Annotated in this window: 20 protein-coding genes and 1 tRNA gene; 5 read left to right on the forward strand and 16 right to left on the reverse strand. The window is 64.2% G+C overall.

Annotated elements, in window-relative coordinates:
• Window positions 1-68 precede the first annotated feature (68 nt).
• On the forward strand, window positions 69-509 hold the full coding sequence (locus B0E49_RS05815; protein WP_077561128.1) for a MaoC family dehydratase: 441 nt from the start codon (window positions 69-71) through the stop codon (window positions 507-509).
• A 46-nt stretch (window positions 510-555) separates the two neighbouring features.
• Here B0E49_RS05815 and B0E49_RS05820 read toward each other — a convergent pair whose 3' ends face one another.
• Window positions 556-1,062, reverse strand: coding sequence for a DUF1993 domain-containing protein (locus tag B0E49_RS05820; RefSeq protein WP_077561130.1), 507 nt, complete (start codon window positions 1,060-1,062; stop codon window positions 556-558).
• Between the two features lie 170 nt (window positions 1,063-1,232).
• Here B0E49_RS05820 and B0E49_RS05825 point away from each other — a divergent pair, with 170 nt between their 5' ends.
• The 3 genes from B0E49_RS05825 to B0E49_RS05835 all read left to right on the forward strand — a co-directional run bounded on the left by B0E49_RS05825 (window position 1,233) and on the right by B0E49_RS05835 (window position 3,554).
• Window positions 1,233-2,057, forward strand: a complete 825-nt coding sequence (locus B0E49_RS05825) for a basic amino acid ABC transporter substrate-binding protein (RefSeq protein ID WP_144264456.1) — start codon at window positions 1,233-1,235, stop codon at window positions 2,055-2,057.
• Window positions 2,058-2,176: 119 nt separating this feature from the next.
• Window positions 2,177-2,845: an amino acid ABC transporter permease gene (locus B0E49_RS05830; protein ID WP_077561133.1), complete on the forward strand. Its 669-nt coding sequence runs from the start codon at window positions 2,177-2,179 to the stop codon at window positions 2,843-2,845.
• Window positions 2,832-3,554, forward strand: a complete 723-nt coding sequence (locus tag B0E49_RS05835; protein ID WP_077561134.1) for an amino acid ABC transporter ATP-binding protein — start codon at window positions 2,832-2,834, stop codon at window positions 3,552-3,554. Before B0E49_RS05830 ends, B0E49_RS05835 begins: the two co-directional genes overlap by 14 nt.
• A gap of 74 nt (window positions 3,555-3,628) precedes the next feature.
• On the opposite strand, the gene B0E49_RS05840 is transcribed toward B0E49_RS05835, so the two are convergent.
• The 7 genes from B0E49_RS05840 to tolB all read right to left on the reverse strand — a co-directional run bounded on the left by B0E49_RS05840 (window position 3,629) and on the right by tolB (window position 9,226).
• The gene (locus tag B0E49_RS05840; RefSeq protein WP_144264457.1) at window positions 3,629-4,276 is read right to left on the reverse strand and encodes a class I SAM-dependent DNA methyltransferase; all 648 of its coding nucleotides are present in this window, start codon (window positions 4,274-4,276) and stop codon (window positions 3,629-3,631) included.
• Window positions 4,277-4,492: 216 nt separating this feature from the next.
• Window positions 4,493-4,568, reverse strand: a tRNA-Lys gene (locus B0E49_RS05845).
• Window positions 4,569-4,638: 70 nt separating this feature from the next.
• Window positions 4,639-5,457, reverse strand: coding sequence for a tRNA threonylcarbamoyladenosine dehydratase (locus B0E49_RS05850; RefSeq protein WP_077561135.1), 819 nt, complete (start codon window positions 5,455-5,457; stop codon window positions 4,639-4,641).
• Window positions 5,433-6,548 (reverse strand): YeeE/YedE family protein, encoded by a 1,116-nt coding sequence (locus B0E49_RS05855; RefSeq protein WP_077561136.1) that lies wholly within the window; start codon window positions 6,546-6,548, stop codon window positions 5,433-5,435. Before B0E49_RS05855 ends, B0E49_RS05850 begins: the two co-directional genes overlap by 25 nt.
• 61 nt (window positions 6,549-6,609) lie before the next feature.
• Window positions 6,610-7,392, reverse strand: a complete 783-nt coding sequence (gene ybgF, locus B0E49_RS05860; RefSeq protein ID WP_077561138.1) for a tol-pal system protein YbgF — start codon at window positions 7,390-7,392, stop codon at window positions 6,610-6,612.
• Entirely contained in the window at window positions 7,389-7,916 is a 528-nt protein-coding gene (gene pal / locus B0E49_RS05865; RefSeq protein WP_286137826.1) for a peptidoglycan-associated lipoprotein Pal, read from the reverse strand. Before pal ends, ybgF begins: the two co-directional genes overlap by 4 nt.
• A 23-nt stretch (window positions 7,917-7,939) precedes the next feature.
• The gene (tolB, locus tag B0E49_RS05870) at window positions 7,940-9,226 is read right to left on the reverse strand and encodes a Tol-Pal system beta propeller repeat protein TolB (protein WP_077561142.1); all 1,287 of its coding nucleotides are present in this window, start codon (window positions 9,224-9,226) and stop codon (window positions 7,940-7,942) included.
• A 171-nt stretch (window positions 9,227-9,397) separates the two neighbouring features.
• On the opposite strand from tolB, the gene msbA reads away from it, so the two are divergent.
• Entirely contained in the window at window positions 9,398-11,176 is a 1,779-nt protein-coding gene (gene msbA, locus B0E49_RS05875; protein ID WP_077561144.1) for a lipid A export permease/ATP-binding protein MsbA, read from the forward strand.
• A gap of 35 nt (window positions 11,177-11,211) precedes the next feature.
• On the opposite strand, the gene rng is transcribed toward msbA, so the two are convergent.
• From rng to B0E49_RS05915, 8 genes are read right to left on the reverse strand one after another with little or no spacing between them, the layout of a single operon-like run.
• Window positions 11,212-12,687: a ribonuclease G gene (rng, locus tag B0E49_RS05880; RefSeq protein ID WP_077561146.1), complete on the reverse strand. Its 1,476-nt coding sequence runs from the start codon at window positions 12,685-12,687 to the stop codon at window positions 11,212-11,214.
• 24 nt (window positions 12,688-12,711) lie between these two features.
• Window positions 12,712-13,314, reverse strand: a complete 603-nt coding sequence (locus tag B0E49_RS05885) for a Maf family protein (RefSeq protein WP_077561148.1) — start codon at window positions 13,312-13,314, stop codon at window positions 12,712-12,714.
• Entirely contained in the window at window positions 13,307-13,786 is a 480-nt protein-coding gene (gene rlmH, locus B0E49_RS05890) for a 23S rRNA (pseudouridine(1915)-N(3))-methyltransferase RlmH (protein ID WP_077561150.1), read from the reverse strand. Before rlmH ends, B0E49_RS05885 begins: the two co-directional genes overlap by 8 nt.
• 21 nt (window positions 13,787-13,807) lie before the next feature.
• The gene (gene rsfS / locus B0E49_RS05895; protein WP_077561152.1) at window positions 13,808-14,485 is read right to left on the reverse strand and encodes a ribosome silencing factor; all 678 of its coding nucleotides are present in this window, start codon (window positions 14,483-14,485) and stop codon (window positions 13,808-13,810) included.
• On the reverse strand, window positions 14,485-15,078 hold the full coding sequence (nadD, locus tag B0E49_RS05900; RefSeq protein WP_077561154.1) for a nicotinate (nicotinamide) nucleotide adenylyltransferase: 594 nt from the start codon (window positions 15,076-15,078) through the stop codon (window positions 14,485-14,487). Before nadD ends, rsfS begins: the two co-directional genes overlap by 1 nt.
• 23 nt (window positions 15,079-15,101) lie before the next feature.
• Window positions 15,102-16,028, reverse strand: coding sequence for an oxygen-dependent coproporphyrinogen oxidase (gene hemF, locus B0E49_RS05905; RefSeq protein ID WP_144264458.1), 927 nt, complete (start codon window positions 16,026-16,028; stop codon window positions 15,102-15,104).
• A complete protein-coding gene (gene purD, locus B0E49_RS05910) occupies window positions 16,025-17,329 on the reverse strand; it encodes a phosphoribosylamine--glycine ligase (RefSeq protein ID WP_077561156.1) in 1,305 nt (434 codons plus the stop codon). Before purD ends, hemF begins: the two co-directional genes overlap by 4 nt.
• Window positions 17,326-18,063 (reverse strand): YebC/PmpR family DNA-binding transcriptional regulator, encoded by a 738-nt coding sequence (locus B0E49_RS05915; protein WP_077561157.1) that lies wholly within the window; start codon window positions 18,061-18,063, stop codon window positions 17,326-17,328. The genes purD and B0E49_RS05915 overlap by 4 nt, the downstream gene beginning before the upstream one ends.
• Window positions 18,064-18,109 lie beyond the last annotated feature (46 nt).

Below are 18,109 nucleotides of genomic sequence, written 5' to 3' on the forward strand. Positions count from 1 at the left end.
GCCCGCGCCTTTCATCCAGCATTCAAGCGCTGGCATGGCCCGATCGGGCCACCTTTGCGGATCTCAGCATGAACATGTACATCGGTCGCAGCTTCGACGAACTCAGTCTGGGCAATGAATTTGAAACCAGCCTGACACTCACGGAGGCGCACATCGTGCTCGGCGCCGGCTTGTTCTGCGACTTCAATCCACTGCACGTCGATGCAGCGTTCGCCGCGAAAAGCCGTTACGGCGGCCGCATTGCGCATGGCTACCTGACCAGCAACGCAATGGCCGCGCCGCTCGGCATGCTGTTCCACAGCACCGCCATCGCCTATGTCGAACATCACATCCGCTTTACCCACCCGGTGCGCGCCGGCGACACGCTCAAGGTGAAATGGACGGTCGCTGCGCTCGATGCCAAGCCGAAGATCGAGGGCGGGCTGGTCACGCTCGGGGGCACCTGCACCAATCAGGACGGCATCGAAGTCGCCAATGCCCAGGCGAAGATGCTGGTGCATAACGGCTGACCCGAACAATGCGGATGCAGGCGGTATTGGCGGAGCTGCAGCCGGGTCAGGGGTTGCCGAGGTAATCGCGTTTGCCAATCCCGACACCGTTGTGGCGCAGGATGTTGTACGCAGTCGTGATGTGAAAATAGACATTCGGCAGGGAATGTCCCAGCAGGAGTTGCATGCCCTTGTAGTGCGTTTCCTTGCCCGCGACCTTGAGCACGACCTCCTTGTCTTCGGTGCCGTCGATCTGCGCGGGCGACACGCTCTGGATAAAGGCAATCGTTTTGGCAATACGAACCTTGAGTTCCGCCAGAGTTTTTTCATGGTCGTCATAGACCGGCACATCCAGCCCCGCCAGGCGCGCCACGACGCTTCTGCTTTTATCGCAGGCGATCTGCACCTGCTTTGCGAAAGGCAGCATATCGGGGAACAGCCGATAGTTCATCAGCGTGGAAACATCGAGCTTCCTGGCGTCGACATGAGCCTGCGCCTTGTCCAGAATGTTCGACAGGTTGCCGAGGATGTTCGCCAGCCGCGGCACGCTGGCCTGATACATGGAAATGGTCATGGTGAAATCTTGAAGTGCAAGAGAGAAGGTCGAAGTACCGATTCTGACACCCGGACGGTGGGCGGTGGACGAGCGAGCAGCCCCAGGCCCGCCCCGCCGGCGCCTGCGAGGCGCTCTTGCGCTGGCTCTCTGAAGGCATACAATAATTTTTCAAAATCAAGGAGAACGCTTTGAAAAGCAAATCACTTCTCGCCGCATTGGCCGCTCCCCTGATCGCCGGACTGGCTTTTTCCGTTTGTGCCACGACGGCCTCGGCCGCGGATAGCGCTGGCGGTCAAATGTCCATCGTCGTGGGTGCCGATACCACGTTCCCGCCGTTCGAGACAGAGGTGAATGGCAAGGTATCGGGCTTCGATATCGACATGATCAGCGCCATCGCCAAGGCTGAAGGCATGACCATCACCCTGAAAACCATGCCGTTCAACGGAATCATCCCGAGTCTGCAGGCCGGATCGATCGATGCCGCGGTCGCGGGGATCACGATCAAGAAAAGCCGCATGCAGAGTGTCGACTTCAGCAATGCGTACTACAAATCGGGTCTGTCGGTGCTCGTCAAGAGCGACTCCAAGATCAAGAGTTTCGCTGACCTGAAGGGCCACGTCGTCGCGACGAAGAAGGCCACGTCGTCGGTCGACTACATGACCGCGCACGGCATCAACCCGGAGTACATCAAGCAGTTCCAGGACATCGATACCGCCTACCAGGCGCTTGCCACCGGCGGTGTGGACGCAGTGGTGTTCGACAACCCGGTCAATGTCAACTTCAAGACATCGCACCCGGGCATGAAGGTCGTGGGTGATCTGCTGACCGGTGAATACTACGGTATCGCGGTGAGCAAGAAGAATCCTGCACTGGCCGGCAAGATCAATGACGGTCTGGCCAAGATCAAGAAGAGCGGCGAGTACCACCAATTGTTTGTGAAGTACTTTGGTGGTGATGTCAGCGGCGCAGTCAACGGTGTGATGAAACCGGCCGACGTGGCGATCACAGACTAGGCTCCCTTTCATTTGCCGGGCTGACACGAGGGACGCGCGGTGCGCACGTTGCGCTGCGCACCTTGTTTTCAGCCACACCGGAATCGATGGCATAAAAAAACAAGACGAGGCCAAGGCTTATGAATGTAATCTGGCAAAACCTCCCCGTTCTTCTGGATGGACTGCGCCTCACGATCCAGTATGCGATCGTCGCGATCATCCTCATGGTGATCATCGGCCTGGTCGCGGCGCTGATGCGCCTGTCCCGGTTCCGCATCCTGAACTGGCTCGCGTCGACATACGTCGAGATATTCCGTTCCACCCCGCTGCTGGTCCAGCTGTTTTTCATCGTGCTGGGGCTGCCCGCCATCCTGCCGGTCAACGAATGGTTTGGGCAGCTGACCTATCCGATTCTGGCTGCGGCGTTCACGCTCAGTTTGAACGAAGGCGCGTACGTCACGGAGATCATTCGCGCGGGCATTCTGGGTGTCGATCGAGGCCAGAGGGAAGCAGCTGAGAGCATCGGCATGACGGGCTTCCAGACCATGCGCTACATCGTGCTGCCACAGGCGTTCAAGCGGATGATTCCGCCGCTGGTCAATCAGGCGGCGCAAACGATCAAGGACACCTCGCTGCTGGCGCCAGTGGGCATCATCGAACTCGTCTACAAGGGCGAGATCGTTATCGCATCCACGTTCGAGTCATTCAAGATCTGGGGCCTGATCGCCGTCCTGTACTTCATCATCATCTTCGCGGTGTCGCAGTGGGCGTCTCATCTGGAGAGGAGGCTTCAAGTTGATAAACGTTAACAATCTCCACAAGTCCTTTGGCGCGCACGAGATCCTCAAGGGCATCAACAATCATGTGCAGGAGAAGGAGGTCGTTGTTGTCATCGGCCCGTCGGGCAGCGGCAAGAGCACGTTCCTGCGATGCCTGAACGGGCTGGAAGAGGTGACAAGCGGTGAAATCGAAATCGCCGGCATGAAGCTCACCCACTCCAGGAAGAATATCCACAAGCTGCGCCAGCATGTGGGCATGGTGTTTCAGCAGTTCAACCTGTTCAAGCACCTGACCATTCTGGAGAACATCACGATCGGCCCGCGCAAGGTCAAGAAAATGTCGGAGGCCGACAGCAACAAGATTGCGCGCGAACTACTGGCGAAGGTCGGCCTGTCGGGCAAGGAAGACAGCTACCCCGATCAGCTCTCCGGCGGCCAGCAGCAGCGTGTGGCGATCGCCCGGGCACTGGCGATGGAGCCCGCCGTCATGCTGTTCGACGAACCCACCTCCGCGCTCGACCCCGAAATGGTCGGTGAAGTGCTGCAGGTGATGAAGGCGCTGGCGGTCGAAGGCATGACGATGGTGGTCGTCACCCACGAGATGGGCTTTGCCCGCGAGGTCGGGCATCGCGTCATCTTCATGGACGGCGGCTACATCGTCGAAGAAGGAAAGCCGCAAGATATCTTTTCGAATCCGCAAGCCCAGCGCACGAAGGACTTTTTGGCAAAAATTCTGTAGCCGGCTGCACAGAATTGACTTTGCCCACGAGACTCTCCAAAAGCCGCTTTAACCTGAAGCAGGCATACATTGGGTCAAGCCTGATCTGCGAGTTGTCCGCTGGCGATGTAGACGGTATCCAGCAGCAGTGTTTCCACATTCAGGGGCCCGATGCGCGCGGCCAGCCGGCTCCAGGGTTTATCGAGCCCCTCCAGCGTCGTGACGGAGTGCAGCGCTGCGGACCACACGAACAGGTTTGCGGGGATAGCCCAGCTCCACTTGAGCCCGCTGGCGACCACTCGCGCGCCCGGCTTCAAATGATGGAGCACATTGGCGAGCGCATCGGACCGGCGCAGGAGGTCGTGCGTGAAATGGAACAGGGCGGCATCTGCCGGTCGCGGTATCTTGGCCGTCTCGACCGGCGAGCACAGCAAAACCACATTTCTCCAGTGGTTCTGCATGACCCGCGCTTTAGCCTTCGCTATCATCTCGGGGCTCTGGTCGATGCCGATGACCCGACCTTTGGCGCCGACCCCCTGCCGCAGCAAGGCCAGGCTGAGCCCGGTGCCGCATCCCACGTCCAGCACGACGTCACCGTGCCTGAGCGCAAGGCGCGAGATCGCCATGCGCCGGATCGGCTCGAAGAGTGCCATTTCCAGGTCGTACCGGGCGGCACGCTGGCGGTACAGGGCCAGCGCCTCCGTCCGATCAGGATCAGGACCCGATTTGCCAGTTTTTCTCAAGCTCGTTCTCCAGACAGCGCAGGCGATTTTCCGCCCAAGTCCCGGTTCGACGCAGCCCAGGCTGCAAGGGCGGCGCCCACACCTGCAATACCGCGAAGCCTTGGCGCGGACTTCCCGGAGCAAAAAAGACGGGGTCTGCAGGCGCGCGAACACCCCCGCCCTTGAGAAGCAAAAAAGCCAGCTATCGTTTCGATAGCTGGCTTTCTATGTGTAGCTTGGTGGGACCTGCGGGGGTCGAACCCACGACAAACGGATTAAAAGTCCGCTGCTCTACCAACTGAGCTAAGGTCCCTCAAGGCTTTCGCCTGATCTTTGCTTTTCAGCAAAGCCATAAATTATAACGTGATTGGCGCCTGCTTTTTTCAGTGCCGCACCGCCAACTGATCGAGAATCCAGCCCGCCGCGCATTGCCCGAAGGTGGCAGTGACGCTGACTACCGAGCCATAGCCGTGGCAGTTGAGGGAGCCGTCCCCTTCCACGGCGCAACTGGCATCGGGCGGCATGACGGCTTCGCGGCTGAAGACGCAGGCGATGCCGATTTTCTTGCCCTCGCGCGGCGCGCCGTGCTCCTTGCGCAGGCGGTAGCGCAGTTGGGCCAGCAGCGGGTCGTGCGTGGTGTGGGCCAGATCGTCGATGTCGACCTTGTGCGCATGGCGCTTGCCGCCGGCCGCACCGGCGCAGATGAACATGGCGCCGCTCGCGCGCGCCCAGGCGGCCATGGCGGTTTTGGCCTGGACCTGGTCACAGGCGTCGATCACGGCATCCACCCCCGCGGGCAGCAGTTGCGGCCAGTTGGCCGCCTCGACGAATTCCTCGATGCCGGTGACGACGCACGCGGGGTTGATCTGGCCGATGCGCTCGCGCATGGCCAGCACCTTGGCCTGGCCGAGCGTGGCGTCCAGCGCCTGAATCTGGCGGTTGATGTTGGATTCGGACACGTGGTCCAGGTCGATCAGCGTCAAGCGCGCCAACCCGCTGCGCGCCAGCGCCTCGGCGGCCCAGGAGCCCACGCCGCCGATGCCGACGACGGCCACATGGGCGGCGCGAATCCGCGCGGCTCCGGCCACGCCGTACAGGCGCGCCAGCCCGCCAAAGCGGCGCTCTGCGTCAACGGCAATGTCGCCCGGCAAGCTGACGGGCAGCGGATTGTTTTGGTTCAAGCCGTGCGCTCCATGCGCCATATCTGGTACTTGAGTGCTGCCACGGCACCGGCCAGGATGGCCGCGACGGCGACAAAGCTGGTCGCACTCAGCGTGGAGATGCCGCTCAGGCCCTGGCCTATGGTGCAGCCCAGGGCGGTAACGCCGCCCACGCCCATCAAAACGGCGCCCGACATGTGGTTGGCCACGTCTTCGGTGCTGCCAAAGCCTTCCCAGCGAAAGTTGCGCATGGCGATGGCGCAGGCTGCCGAGCCGACCACCACGCCGAACACCGAGACGATGCCGAGCGTGAGGACCTTGCTCTTGTCACTGAAAAACATGAGCCAGTCGAGCGTGTAGGCCGCGGGCGAAACAAAACTCATGGCTTCGGCCCGGCCCGAGTTGGTGGCCAGAAAAGTCTCCTGCAGCGTGTCGGGGTGCTCGGCCACGTAGCCGAGATGGCCGCTGACCCACCACATGGCAACAATCACCGCGCCAATGCCCAGTCCCGCCAGCAGATTGTCGGGACGGCGAAAGTCCGGCCCCGCCAGCGCCCACACGATCAGGGCGCCGCCCAGCAGCACGGCCAGAATCAGCCCGGCCAGCGCGGCTTTGATGCCAAAAGCGGCTGCAGCCCAATTGGGTAGTGCGGTACCAGCTGCAAAATCAATAGCAACCTGATCCACGGTGTCAACCCGCGCCACGGCCGTGATGCCCTTGAGGGTGGCAAAGGCGGCGATCCCCATCACGATAAAAACCATGAGCGACTTCAGGCTCCCGCCGCCGATGCGAATCAGGGTCTTGCTGCCGCAGCCCGAGGTCAGCACCATGCCGAAGCCAAACAGCGCACCGCCCACGGTGGCCGACAGCCAGATCCAGCGATTCGAGGCATACAGGGTTTTGCTTGGGTCGATTTGCCCGCTGTACACCAGCACGGCAAAACCGATCATGGCCACGCCTATGGCCATGCCCCACTGGCGCATGCGCGTCCAGTCGCCCATGTTGACGACGTCGCTGACCGCACCCATGGTGCAAAAATGCGTGCGCTGGGCAATAGCCCCGAAGATGACCGAGAGGAGAAAGGCGGCCCACAGCACTTGCGTGGTGAGCGCCTGGATGTCAGAAATTTGCATCGCCCAATTTTAAAGGAGCGGTGACGCAGGACCGGTCACCCAACCTCCTCGCCGGCCACGCTTATTTCAGCTTGGCCAGCCGTTCCTTGGCGGCCTGGGCCGCTTCCGATTGCGGATAGGCCTTCATCAGGTCGCCCAGTGTCTTGCGCGCGGATTTCGTGTCGCCCAGCTCAATCTGGCAATTGGCAATGGACAGGATGGACTCGGGTGCGCGCGCATGATCGGGGCTCTGTGCCACCAGCGCGCGGAAGTTGGTGATGGCGCCCTTGTAGTCGCGCGTGGCGTACTGGGCATTGCCGAGCCAGAATAGCGCGGACGGGTTGTAGCCGCTTTGCGGGTAGCGCTTGACGAAGCCGGCGAATGCGGTTTGCGCGCCCGCGAAATCACCCTGGCGGAAGGTGCCCAGCGCCGCTTCGAAGTCGGTTTTTTCTGCGGGGGTGGCCGAGAAAGTCTTGCCATCGACCGTGACCTGCGCCGGCTGGCTCGCGGCCTGCTGCGCATCCACGTTCTGCACGATGTCTTTTTGCTTGCGCTGAAGGTCCGCCACATCGCGCGCCAGCTGCTCGTCCTGCCCGCGCAGGTTGGCCATGTCGGCGCGCATGGCCTCGATCTGGCTTTGCAGGTCGAGCAGACTGCGGCGCAGCTGGGCGTTGTCGTCCGACTGCTTGGCCTGGGCCGCGTCGGCCGCCTGGCGGCTGGCATCGACGCGCTGGCGCAACTCCAGAATGGCCCGGCGTGCTTCGTCGTCTTCAAACAGGCCGGCGTGCGCGGCGGTCAAGGCCGCGCAGGCCGACGTCGCAAGGACGAGGCCGCGCAGCAGCTTCAGGGTCGCCACAGATCTCATCGGTAGGTAATGTCGGCGCGACGGTTTTTGGCGCGCGAGGCCTCATCATCACCCAGCGCGAGCGGCTTTTCCTTGCCGAAACTGACCGCTTCGACCTGGTTGTCGTTCACGCCCAGCAGATCCAGAGCGCGGCGCACGGCCTCGGCCCGCTTCTGGCCCAGCGCCAGGTTGTACTCGCTGCTGCCGCGGTCATCGGTGTTGCCCTCAATCACCGAGTGGCGCTTCGGGTCGGCCTTCAGGAACCGGGCATGGGCTTCAATGAGGCTCTGGTACTCGGGCTTGACGATGTACTTGTCGAAGTCAAAGTACACGGAGTGGTCCACCCCGGCCGGGCCCGCAGCGTTCTGTGCCGAATTGCTCAGATCGACCGGCGCCACATTGCTCTTGGCCGCGTTGCCGCTGTCAGCGCCCGGCGTCACCAGGCTGCCGGATTTGTCGTCTACCGGCGCCTTGTTCAGATTGACGCCCGAGCTGCAACCCGCCATGAGTGCAACCACCGCAAATGCCAACAAGATACGTTTCATAGTCAAACTCCTGAAGTAAAAATTCATTGTTTCTGGAACGGGCCCCAGCTCGGCTCCCGGATGTCGCCGCCCTGACCGGCCAGCCGCGCCTTGATCTTGCCGTCCAGTGTCGTGGTCATCAGCGCTTCGCGGCCTTGCTGCTGCGTAGCGTAGACGATCAGGCGGCTGTTGGGCGCAAAACTCGGGTGTTCATCGGCGGACGTGTCAGTGATTGAGTTCACGTTTCCACTTGTAAGTTCCATGACTTGCAGCTTGAACGCGCCATTGATTCGCGATATGTAGGCCAGCCAGCGTCCATCCGGGCTGAGGGCGGGAGACACGTTGTAGTTGCCCGCGAAGGTCACGCGCGTCGCGCTGCCCCCGGTGTTCGCCATGCGGTAGATCTGCGGCGCGCCGCCCCGGTCGCTGACAAAGTAAATGCTCTTGCCGTCGGGTGAATACGCGGGTTCGGTATCGATGCTGGCGTTCTGGTTGAGCCGGCGCGGCTCGCCGCCATTGGCCCCGATGGTGTAGAGCTGCGAGCCGCCGTCCCGGCTCAGTGTGACGGCCAGCGAGCGCCCGTCGGGGGCCCAGGCCGGGGCGCTGTTGGAGCCGCGGAAGTTCGCAATCAGGCGGCGCTTGCCGCTGGCAACGTCGTGCACATACACCACCGGCTTGCGCGACTCGAACGACACATACGCAAGTTGGCCGCCATTGGGCGACCAGGCTGGCGAAATGATGGGCTCGGGGCTGGCCAGCGCCGCCTGCGCATTCTCGCCGTCGGCATCGGCCACCCACAGGGTGTAGCGCGACCCGTTTTTGGTCACGTAGGCGATGCGGGTGGAAAAAATGCCCTTGTCGCCGGTGAGCTTTTCGTAAATGAAATCGGCGATCCGGTGTGCCGCCAGGCGCAGATCACCCGCGACCACGGCGTAACTTTGGCCGCCCAGGTCCTGCCCGCGCACCACGTCCCACAGGCGGAACCGCACATCGAAGCGGCCATCGGCCAGCCTGGTGACGCTGCCCGCGGCCAGCGAATCGGCGCCTTTTTGCCGCCACACCGAAACATCGGGGCGCGAGGTTTCGTCCAGCGCGACGCCGGCAGCGTCGACACCGCGGAACTGGCCGCTGCGCTCCAGGTCGGCGCGCACGATGGCGCCAATTTTTTGGGGGGACTGGTCTTCGCCACGAAACGGCGCGACCGCAATGGGCAGTTGGGTCAGGCCTACGCCTGAGACTTCAACCCGGAATTGTGCGAAGGCGGGTGCGAGGGGAACAGCCAACAAGCCGGCCAGCAGGAGCCGGCGCGATTCGATTGTTTTTCGATTCATCTTGTCTGGTAAAACTCACAAACTGCGGTGTCTGATAATCATCAGGCCAGCCGTCATTATGCCCATTGCGACAATGGCACTGTCTCGCATCCTTGTTAACCGGAGTGATCTTTTGTTTCGAGCCTTCAAATTGAACCTTGAGCAGCACCCGCAAGCCCCGGTGGCAGTGGCGTGACGGCGGACGCCACCGTGCCGGCACCCTCATCCCCGCCTTTGCGAGGCCTGAAGCGCCTGCTGCCGTATTTCGGACAGGCCCGCCTGGCCTGGTTCGCGGCAGTGGTGGCGACCATCGTCGGAGCATCCACCGAACCCCTGATTCCGGCGCTGCTCAAGCCCTTGCTGGACCGGGGCTTCCAGCGCGGCGCCTTGCCGCTGTGGCTGGTGCCGGCCGCGCTGCTGCTGCTGTTCGCGGTGCGCGGCTTCAGCGGCTACCTGGCACAGCTGGCGCTGGCCAAGGTGACCAACGACGGCATGCTGTTGCTGCGCCGGAGTTTGTTCGCACGTCTGTTGGATGCCGACATGTCGCTGTTTACGCGCCAGTCGGCCAGTGCACTGTCCAACACCGTGGTCTACGAGGTGCAAACGGGCGCCACCATGCTGGTCAATTCGCTCTCGGGGCTGGCGCGCGATTCCATGACGCTGCTGGCCCTGCTGGGCTACCTGCTGTACCTCAACTGGAAGCTGACCCTGATCGTCGGTGTGCTGTTTCCCGCGGTCGCGTTCGTGATGCAAACGCTCTCGCGCCGCCTGTACCGCATCACCAAGGCGAGCCAGAACGCCACCGACTCCCTGGCCTATGTGGTGGAAGAAAACGTGCTGGCGCACCGCATGGTGCGGCTGCATGACGCGCAGGCCTCCCAGGCCGGCCGCTTCGATACGCTGAGCCAGGTGATCCGCCGGCTCGCCATGAAGTCGGTCGCCGCGCAGGCAGCCATGACGCCGCTGACCCAGATGCTGGCGGCGGCGGCCCTGTCGGCGGTGATCACCATCGCACTGTGGCAAAACAACACCAGCGGCATCAGCGTGGGCAGCTTTGTGGCATTCGTCTCGGCCATGCTGATGCTGGTGGCGCCGATCAAGCACCTCTCCGAAGTGGCCAACCCGATCACCCGCGGGCTCGCGGCGCTCGAGCGCGGGCTCGATCTGATCGAGCAGACACCGTCCGAGGCCGACGGCAGCTATCAGGCCAAGAGCGCCTTGGGCCAAATCACCTTCGATGCGGTCAGCGTCAAGTACAACGACGAGGCAGAGCCGGCCCTGAACAACGTGACACTGAGCATTGCCCCCGGCGAAATCGTGGCGCTGGTGGGACCCTCGGGCGCGGGCAAGACCACGCTGATCAACCTGCTGCCGCGCTTTGTATTGCCCCAGGGCGGCCGCGTGCTGCTCGACGGCCACGACATCGCCACTTGGCAGCTGTCGGCGCTGCGCCGCCAGATCGCGATGGTCAGCCAGGACGTGACCATGCTCAATGACACCCTGGCGGCCAACGTGGCGCTCGGCCAGGCAGTGGACCGCGAACGGGTCATGCATTGCCTGGAGGCGGCCAACCTCGCGAGTCACATCGCCACGCTGCCGGCCGGCATCGATACGCTGGTGGGGCACAACGCGACCCAGCTCTCCGGCGGGCAGCGCCAGCGCCTGGCCATTGCCCGGGCCCTGTACAAGGACGCACCGATCCTGATCCTCGATGAAGCAACCTCGGCACTGGACACCGAGTCGGAGCGGCTGGTGCAGGAGGCCTTGCAGCGGCTCATGACGGGGCGCACGACCCTGATCATCGCGCACCGCCTGAGCACCATCGAGCACGCGGACCGCATCGCCGTGATGGCGGCGGGCCAGGTGGTGGAACAGGGAACGCACGCCGAACTGGTCGCGCAGCGCGGCCTGTATGCGCGCCTGCACCGCATGGGCTTCGACGAGCCTCACACAGCGAAAATGGTCGCTTGAGGCTGCGCTGCCGGCCGGCCGGCGCGCGCCATGCCCTACAGCAGCACGATGTCGTACTGCTCCTGCCCCATGGCGCTTTCGCTTTGCAGCGAAATCGGCTTGCCGATAAAGTCGGACAGTCCCGCCAGATGCTGGCTTTCCTCGTCCAGAAACAGCTCGATCACCTTGGGCGCCGCCACCACGCGGAATTCGCGCGGGTTGAACTGGCGCGCCTCGCGCAGGATCTCGCGCAGGATGTCGTAGGTCACGCTGCGTGCGGTCTTCACGCTGCCCTTGCCGCCGCAGGCTTCGCACGGCTCGCACAGCATGTGGGCCAGGGATTCGCGCGTGCGCTTGCGCGTCATCTCCACCAGGCCGAGCTGTGAAAAACCGCCGGCCATGGTCTTGACGCGGTCGCGCGCGAGTTGCTTGCGCAGCTCGGCCAGCACGGCCTCGCGGTGCTCCTCGCGCACCATGTCGATGAAGTCCACGATGATGATGCCGCCCAGATTGCGCAGGCGCAGCTGGCGCGCGATGGCCCAGGTGGCTTCCAGGTTGGTCTTGAAAATCGTGTCGTCGAAGTTTCGGGCGCCGACGAAGCCGCCGGTGTTGACGTCCACCGTGGTGAGCGCCTCGGTCTGGTCCACGATCAGGTAGCCGCCCGACTTCAGATCGACGCGGCGCCCCAGCGCCTTGGCGATTTCCTCGTCGATCGAGAACAGATCGAAAATCGGGCGCTCACCCTTGTAGAGTTGCAGCTTCTCGGCGGCGGCCGGCATGAATTCGCGGCCGAAAGCCTGCAGCATGCTGAACTGCTCGATCGAATCGAGCCGGATGGTCTGCGTCTCGGCGCTCACCAGATCGCGCAGCACGCGCTGCAGCAGGTTCAAATCCTGGTGCAGCAGGGACTTGGGCGGCAGCCGCATCGACGCCTCCTTGATGCGCGCCCAGGTTTTGCGCAGGTAGGCAATGTCTTCCGCCAGTTCGGCGTCGGTGGCGTCTTCGCCGTTGGTGCGCAGGATGAAGCCGCCGCCGGGCTCCCCCGCCAGGGCCTGCAGCCGCGCGCGCAAGGCGTCGCGCTGCGCCGCGGGAATCTTCTGCGAGACGCCCACATGGTCGTCCTGCGGCAGGAACACCAGCAGCCGGCCCGCGATGCTGATTTGCGTGGACAGCCGCGCGCCCTTGCTGCCGAGCGGATCCTTGATGACCTGCACCATCAGGGCCTGGCCTTCAAATACCTGCTTTTCAATCGGCACCTGCGGCTGGGTGTTGCGCGCGATCAGCGGCGGCTCCCCGCCCTCCTGGCGATGCCAGACATCGGCCACGTGCAGGAAAGCGGCGCGCTCCAGGCCGATGTCGATGAAGGCCGACTGCATGCCCGGCAGCACGCGCACCACCTTGCCCAGATAGACGTTGCTGACCAGCCCGCGCTCAAGCGTGCGCTCCACGTGCAGCTCCTGCACAGCACCGCTTTCCACCACGGCCACGCGCGTTTCCTGGGGCGACCAGTTGATCAGAATGTCTTGTTGCATGCAGCAGGCTTCACCAGCGGTGAATCAAAATTGGAGGCCGAGGGCTTGGAGGAGTTGCGCCGTCTCGAACATCGGCAATCCCATGATGCCAGAATAACTGCCGCTGATGTGCGTGATGAACGTTGCCGCCCTGCCCTGCACCGCGTACGCCCCGGCCTTGCCGAGCGGCTCGCCCGAGGCGACATAGCGCCTGATCTGCGCCGGCGTGAGCGCGGCAAACGTCACGCGCGAATCGCTCAACGCGGCCAGCCGTTGGCGGCCCTGCTGCGCCGCGATGGCGGTCAACACGCGGTGTGTGGTGCCGGAGAGCTCACGCAGCATGCGCCGGGCGTCGGGGCCGTCCACCGGCTTGCCGTAGATGGTGCGCCCGAGCGCCACGGTGGTGTCGCAGCACAGGATGGGCGCGGGCGGCAGGCCGCGGCGTTTGAGCCGCGCCACGGCGGCGTCGAGCTTGAGACCGGTCACGCGCTTGACGTAAGTGGCCGGCGCCTCGCCTGGCAGCACGGCCTCGATGGCTTCGGCGTCCTCGCCGGCATCGGGCAGCAGCAGCTCGAAGCGCACGCCCATCTGCTCCAGCAACTGGCGCCGGCGCGGGCTCTGCGAGGCCAGGTAAATGAATTCACTCACGGTGGTACGGATGCCCGGCGTTGATGGACCAGGCGCGGTAGAGCTGCTCCAGCAGCAGCACGCGCGCGAAGGCATGAGGCAGCGTCAGGTCCGACAAACGGATGCGCTCTTGGGCGCTTTGCTTGAATGCCGGGTCCAGTCCGTCGGGTCCGCCAATCACCAGCGCGACGTCGACGCCTTCCAGCTGCCATTGCTTGAGCTTGCCCGCCAGCGCCGCGGTCGTGACCGTGCTGCCGCGCTCATCCAGCGCCACCACGCGAGCGCCTTTGCCGCAGCTGGACTGGATGGCCGCCTGGATGCGCTCGCGCTCGGCCGCATACAGCGTGTCCAGCGTCCTGGAGCCGCGCGGCTCGGTCTTGACCGTTTTGACCTCGATTCTGCAGTCCGGCGGAAAGCGTTTGGCGTAGTCGTCGCAGGCTGTCTGCGCCCACTCGGGCAGGCGCTGGCCGACGGCCACGATCACCAGCTTCATGACACGCGAGCCGGGACGCCGTCAGGCCTTGCGGGCCGGCGCTTTTGGGGCAGCAGGTTTGGCGCGCGATCGCGGCGCGGTCTTGACCGGCGCTCCGGCCGGCGTTTTAGCCGCGGTTTTGGCCGCGCGGGCCGCCGTTTTGACGGCGGACGAGCGGCGCAGTGAAGGTGATGTTTCCGCCTTCACTACTATTTTTGTAGCCTGCTTTGCAGATTTGGCGGGGGCTGGTGCCACTTTTGACTCGGTCTTTTTCGCGGCGGGCTTCCTCGCGCCAGCTTTTGCCGCCGGCCTGGCTGCCGGTTTGGCGGCCGGCGCCACTTCGGGCCGGGCCGCGCCAAACTTCAGGCGCACCGGCGTGCCGCCCCAGATTTCTTCCAGGTTGTAGTAGGTCCGGATGGTGGGCTGCATGATATGCACCACCGCGCGGCCACAGTCCACGATGATCCACTCGCCGTTGGCTTCGCCCTCCATGCGCGGCTTGGGAAAACCGGCGTCGCGCACGGCATCGCGCACGCTGCTGGCCAGCGCCTTGGTCTGACGGTTGGAACTGCCCGATGCGATGATGACCCTCTCAAACAGCGCGGACAGATGCTCGGTGTTGAACACCTGCAGGTCCTGTGCCTTTACGTCCTCCAGCCCATCGACGATGGCGCGCTGGAGTTTCTGGGTGTCTTTTTTGGCGTTGGTTTCGGTGGTCATCAAGGGGCAAGGTAGAGGTGATGTTGTTCAATATAGCGTGCAACGGGGCCGGGAACCAGTTGGGCGATCCCCTGAGCCGTATTGTGAGGCTTGGCGGCCAGCGCGCGAACCTGGGTGGCGCTGACCGGCATGAGGGGCAGTTGCAGCGGCGCAAACCGCCCCTGCGGATAATTTTTGGCATCAAATCCGGCGCCAGCCCTTTCTGGCTGTTGGCGTTCAGCTATTGAAATAGTAGCGATCTGCAAAAGATCCTGCCACCGGTGCCAGCTCGGCAGGGCACGCGCCTGGTCGGCGCCCATGACCAGATACAGCTGCGCGCCGGGCTGCTCCCGCGCCAGTTCGTGCAGGGTGTCGATCGTGTAGGTCGGGCCGGCACGCAGCATTTCCCGCTCGTCCACCACCACGCCGGGCAGTCCGGCAAACGCCAGCCGCGCCATCGCCAGCCGGTGCTGCGCGGGCGTCAGCACCCGCGGCTTGTGCCAGGCGTGGCCGGTGGGAAAGATCCGCAGCTCATCGAGCTGCAATTGCGCCATGGCGGCCTGGACCAGCGCGACGTGGGCATTGTGGGGCGGGTCGAACGCGCCGCCGAACATGCCGACACGCCGCGGGCCGGCAGTCAAACCCACTCCCGTCGCGGCAGGAACCGGGTGTACAGCGCTTCTTCGGGCGAGCCGGGCTCGGTCTGGTGCTGGTAGGACCAGCTCGCCAGCGGCGGCATGGACAGCAAGATGGATTCGGTGCGCCCGCCCGATTGCAGCCCGAAGTGCGTGCCGCGGTCCCACACCAGGTTGAACTCGACATAACGCCCGCGCCGGTACAACTGGAAGCTGCGCTCGCGCTCGCCATACGCCGTGTCCTTGCGGCGCTCCACGATGGGCAGATAGGCGCCGAGAAACGCCGAGCCGACCGACTGCATCATGGCCAGGCTGCGCTCGAAACCGAGCTCGGCAAAGTCGTCGAAAAACACGCCGCCGACACCGCGCGCCTCGCCCCGGTGCTTCAGGAAAAAATACTCGTCGCACCATTGCTTGAAGCGCGGGTACTTGTCGTCACCAAACGGCTGCAGCGCCGCCTTGCAGGTGCGGTGGAAATGCACCGCGTCTTCCTCGAAGCCATAGAACGGCGTCAAGTCCATGCCGCCGCCGAACCAGCATACGGGCGCCTGGCCCGCCGCGGTGGCGGCCAGCATGCGCACGTTCATGTGCACTGTCGGCACATAGGGATTGCGCGGATGGAACACCAGCGAGACGCCCATCGCCTCGAACGGTGCGCCGGCCAGTTCGGGCCGGTGCTGCGTGGCCGAGGGCGGCAGCCGCGGGCCCGTGACATGCGAGAAGCCGCAGCCCGCGCGCTCGAAAACCGGGCCGTTCTCCAATATCTGCGTCACGCCCGAGCCCTGCAACGGCTCGCCGGGGGGTTTTTTCCAGACATCGGTCAAAAAGGCCGTGCCATCCAGCGCAGCGATGGTCGACGTGATGCTTTGCTGCAACTCCAGCAGATAGGTTCGCGCCGCGCGCACGGTATCACCGCCGGACGTCATCATTTGACCGCCCGATGGCCGATGTCGCGCCGGTATTGCATGCCGTCGAACGCGATGCTGCGCGTGACTTCGTAGGCACGCTGCTGCGCCAGCTTGACGTTGTCGGCCAGCGCCGTCACGCACAGCACGCGCCCGCCCGAGGTGCGCAGCACGCCGTCCTCCAGCGCCGTGCCGGCGTGAAACACCACGGCGTCGCTGGCCTCTGGCGGCAACCCGGTGATCACGTCGCCCTTGCGCGGGCTCACCGGATAGCCGTGCGCCGCCAGCACCACGCCGAGCGCGGTACGGCGGTCCCACTGCAGATCGACCTGGTCGAGGCGGCCGTGCAGGCCGGGCTCGGTGGCGGCCCACAAGACCTCGAACAAATCCGATTTCAGCCGCAGCAAAATCGGCTGCGCCTCGGGGTCACCCAGGCGGCAGTTGAATTCCAGTGTCTTGGGCCGGCCCCTGGCGTCGATCATCAGCCCGGCGTACAAAAAGCCGGTGTAGGCGATGCCGTCTTTTTCCATACCCTTGAGGGTCGGCAGGATGATCTCGCGCATGGTGCGGGCGTGCACGTCGGCCGTCACGACCGGCGCCGGCGAATAGGCCCCCATGCCACCGGTGTTGGGGCCCTGGTCGTCGTCGAGCAGACGCTTGTGGTCCTGCGAGGTGGCCAGCGCCGCCACGTTCTTGCCGTCGCACAGCACGATGAAACTGGCCTCCTCGCCGTGCAAGAACTCCTCGATCACCACACGCGGCACGGCCTGGCCATCCGCGCCCGCGTTGTGCGTGACGCCCAGCGTGTCGTCCAGCAGCATGAAGTCGATCGCCGCGTGCGCCTCGGCGGCGGTCATGGCCACCACCACCCCCTTGCCGGCCGCCAGGCCGTCCGCCTTGACTACGATCGGCGCACCCTTCCTGTCCACGTAGGCGTGCGCGGCGGCGGCGCTTGAGAAGGTCTCGTACTCGGCGGTCGGAATGCCGTGGCGCTTCATGAAGGCCTTGGAAAACGCCTTGGAGCTTTCCAGCTGCGCGGCGGCCCTGGTCGGTCCAAAGATCCGCAAGCCATGCGCGCGAAACTCATCGACCACACCCGCCGCCAGCGGCCCCTCCGGCCCCACCACCGTGAGCGCTATCTTGTTCATGGCAGCCCAGGCACGCAGGGCGCTGACTTCCGTGATATCGACACACTCAAACCGGGGGTCCAGCGCGGTGCCGCCATTGCCGGGCGCCACAAAGACCTGCTGCACCTTGGGCGATGCGCTGAGCTTCCAGGCCAGCGCATGTTCACGGCCACCGCCGCCAATCACAAGAACCTTCATGCGCTGCCCGCCTCGTCGATGTTGGCGTTGTGGAACACCTCCTGGGTATCGTCCAGGTCTTCCAGCACATCGAGCAGTTTCTGCATGCGCGCGGCCTCGTCGCCGCTGAGATCGACCGTGTTTTCGGCGCGCATGGTGACGCCGGCCACCTCGGGCCTCAAGCCCGCCGCTTCCAGCGCGTTCTTCACGACTTCAAAGTCGGTGTACGCCGTCAGCACCTCGATCGCGCCGTCGTCGTCGGCAATCACGTCTTCGGCGCCAGCTTCGAGCGCGACTTCCATCACCTTGTCCTCGCTGGTGCCGGGCGCAAAAATCAACTGGCCGCAGTGCTTGAACTGGAACGCCACCGAACCTTCGGTGCCCATGTTGCCGCCAAATTTGCTGAAGGCATGGCGCACCTCGGCCACGGTGCGCACGCGGTTGTCGGTCATGGTGTCGACGAGGATGGCGGCGCCGCCGATGCCGTAGCCCTCGTAGCGGACTTCTTCATAGCTCACGCCCTCGGCGTTGCCGGTGGCCTTGTCGATGTTGTATTTGATGCGATCCGCCGGCATGTTGGCCGCCTTGGCCTTGTCCACCGCCAGCCGCAGACGCGGGTTGGCGCCGAGATCACCGCCACCGGCACGGGCCGCGACGGTGATTTCGCGGATGATGCGGGTCCAGATCTTGCCGCGCTTCTCGTCCTGCCGGCCCTTGCGGTGCTGGATATTCGCCCATTTACTGTGTCCGGCCACGGAGAATCCTTTGGTATTGATTTAATCTACACCACCGATTTTACTT

Source organism: Polaromonas sp. C04 (assembly GCF_002002705.1).
In the GTDB taxonomy this organism is placed as follows: domain Bacteria; phylum Pseudomonadota; class Gammaproteobacteria; order Burkholderiales; family Burkholderiaceae_C; genus Rhodoferax_A.

Bases quoted from the DNA above. Each gene is read 5' to 3' on its own strand.
- B0E49_RS05815 (WP_077561128.1), top strand. From the start codon at position 69: ATGAACATGTACATCGGTCGCAGCTTCGACGAACTCAGTCTGGGCAAT.
- B0E49_RS05820 (WP_077561130.1), bottom strand. From the start codon at position 1,062: ATGACCATTTCCATGTATCAGGCCAGCGTGCCGCGGCTGGCGAACATC.
- B0E49_RS05830 (WP_077561133.1), top strand. From the start codon at position 2,177: ATGAATGTAATCTGGCAAAACCTCCCCGTTCTTCTGGATGGACTGCGC.
- B0E49_RS05850 (WP_077561135.1), bottom strand. From the start codon at position 5,457: ATGGCGCATGGAGCGCACGGCTTGAACCAAAACAATCCGCTGCCCGTC.
- B0E49_RS05855 (WP_077561136.1), bottom strand. From the start codon at position 6,548: ATGCAAATTTCTGACATCCAGGCGCTCACCACGCAAGTGCTGTGGGCC.
- ybgF (WP_077561138.1), bottom strand. From the start codon at position 7,392: ATGAGATCTGTGGCGACCCTGAAGCTGCTGCGCGGCCTCGTCCTTGCG.
- pal (WP_286137826.1), bottom strand. From the start codon at position 7,916: ATGAAACGTATCTTGTTGGCATTTGCGGTGGTTGCACTCATGGCGGGT.
- tolB (WP_077561142.1), bottom strand. From the start codon at position 9,226: ATGAATCGAAAAACAATCGAATCGCGCCGGCTCCTGCTGGCCGGCTTG.
- rng (WP_077561146.1), bottom strand. From the start codon at position 12,687: ATGCAACAAGACATTCTGATCAACTGGTCGCCCCAGGAAACGCGCGTG.
- rlmH (WP_077561150.1), bottom strand. From the start codon at position 13,786: ATGAAGCTGGTGATCGTGGCCGTCGGCCAGCGCCTGCCCGAGTGGGCG.
- rsfS (WP_077561152.1), bottom strand. From the start codon at position 14,485: ATGACCACCGAAACCAACGCCAAAAAAGACACCCAGAAACTCCAGCGC.
- nadD (WP_077561154.1), bottom strand. From the start codon at position 15,078: ATGTTCGGCGGCGCGTTCGACCCGCCCCACAATGCCCACGTCGCGCTG.
- hemF (WP_144264458.1), bottom strand. From the start codon at position 16,028: ATGATGACGTCCGGCGGTGATACCGTGCGCGCGGCGCGAACCTATCTG.
- purD (WP_077561156.1), bottom strand. From the start codon at position 17,329: ATGAAGGTTCTTGTGATTGGCGGCGGTGGCCGTGAACATGCGCTGGCC.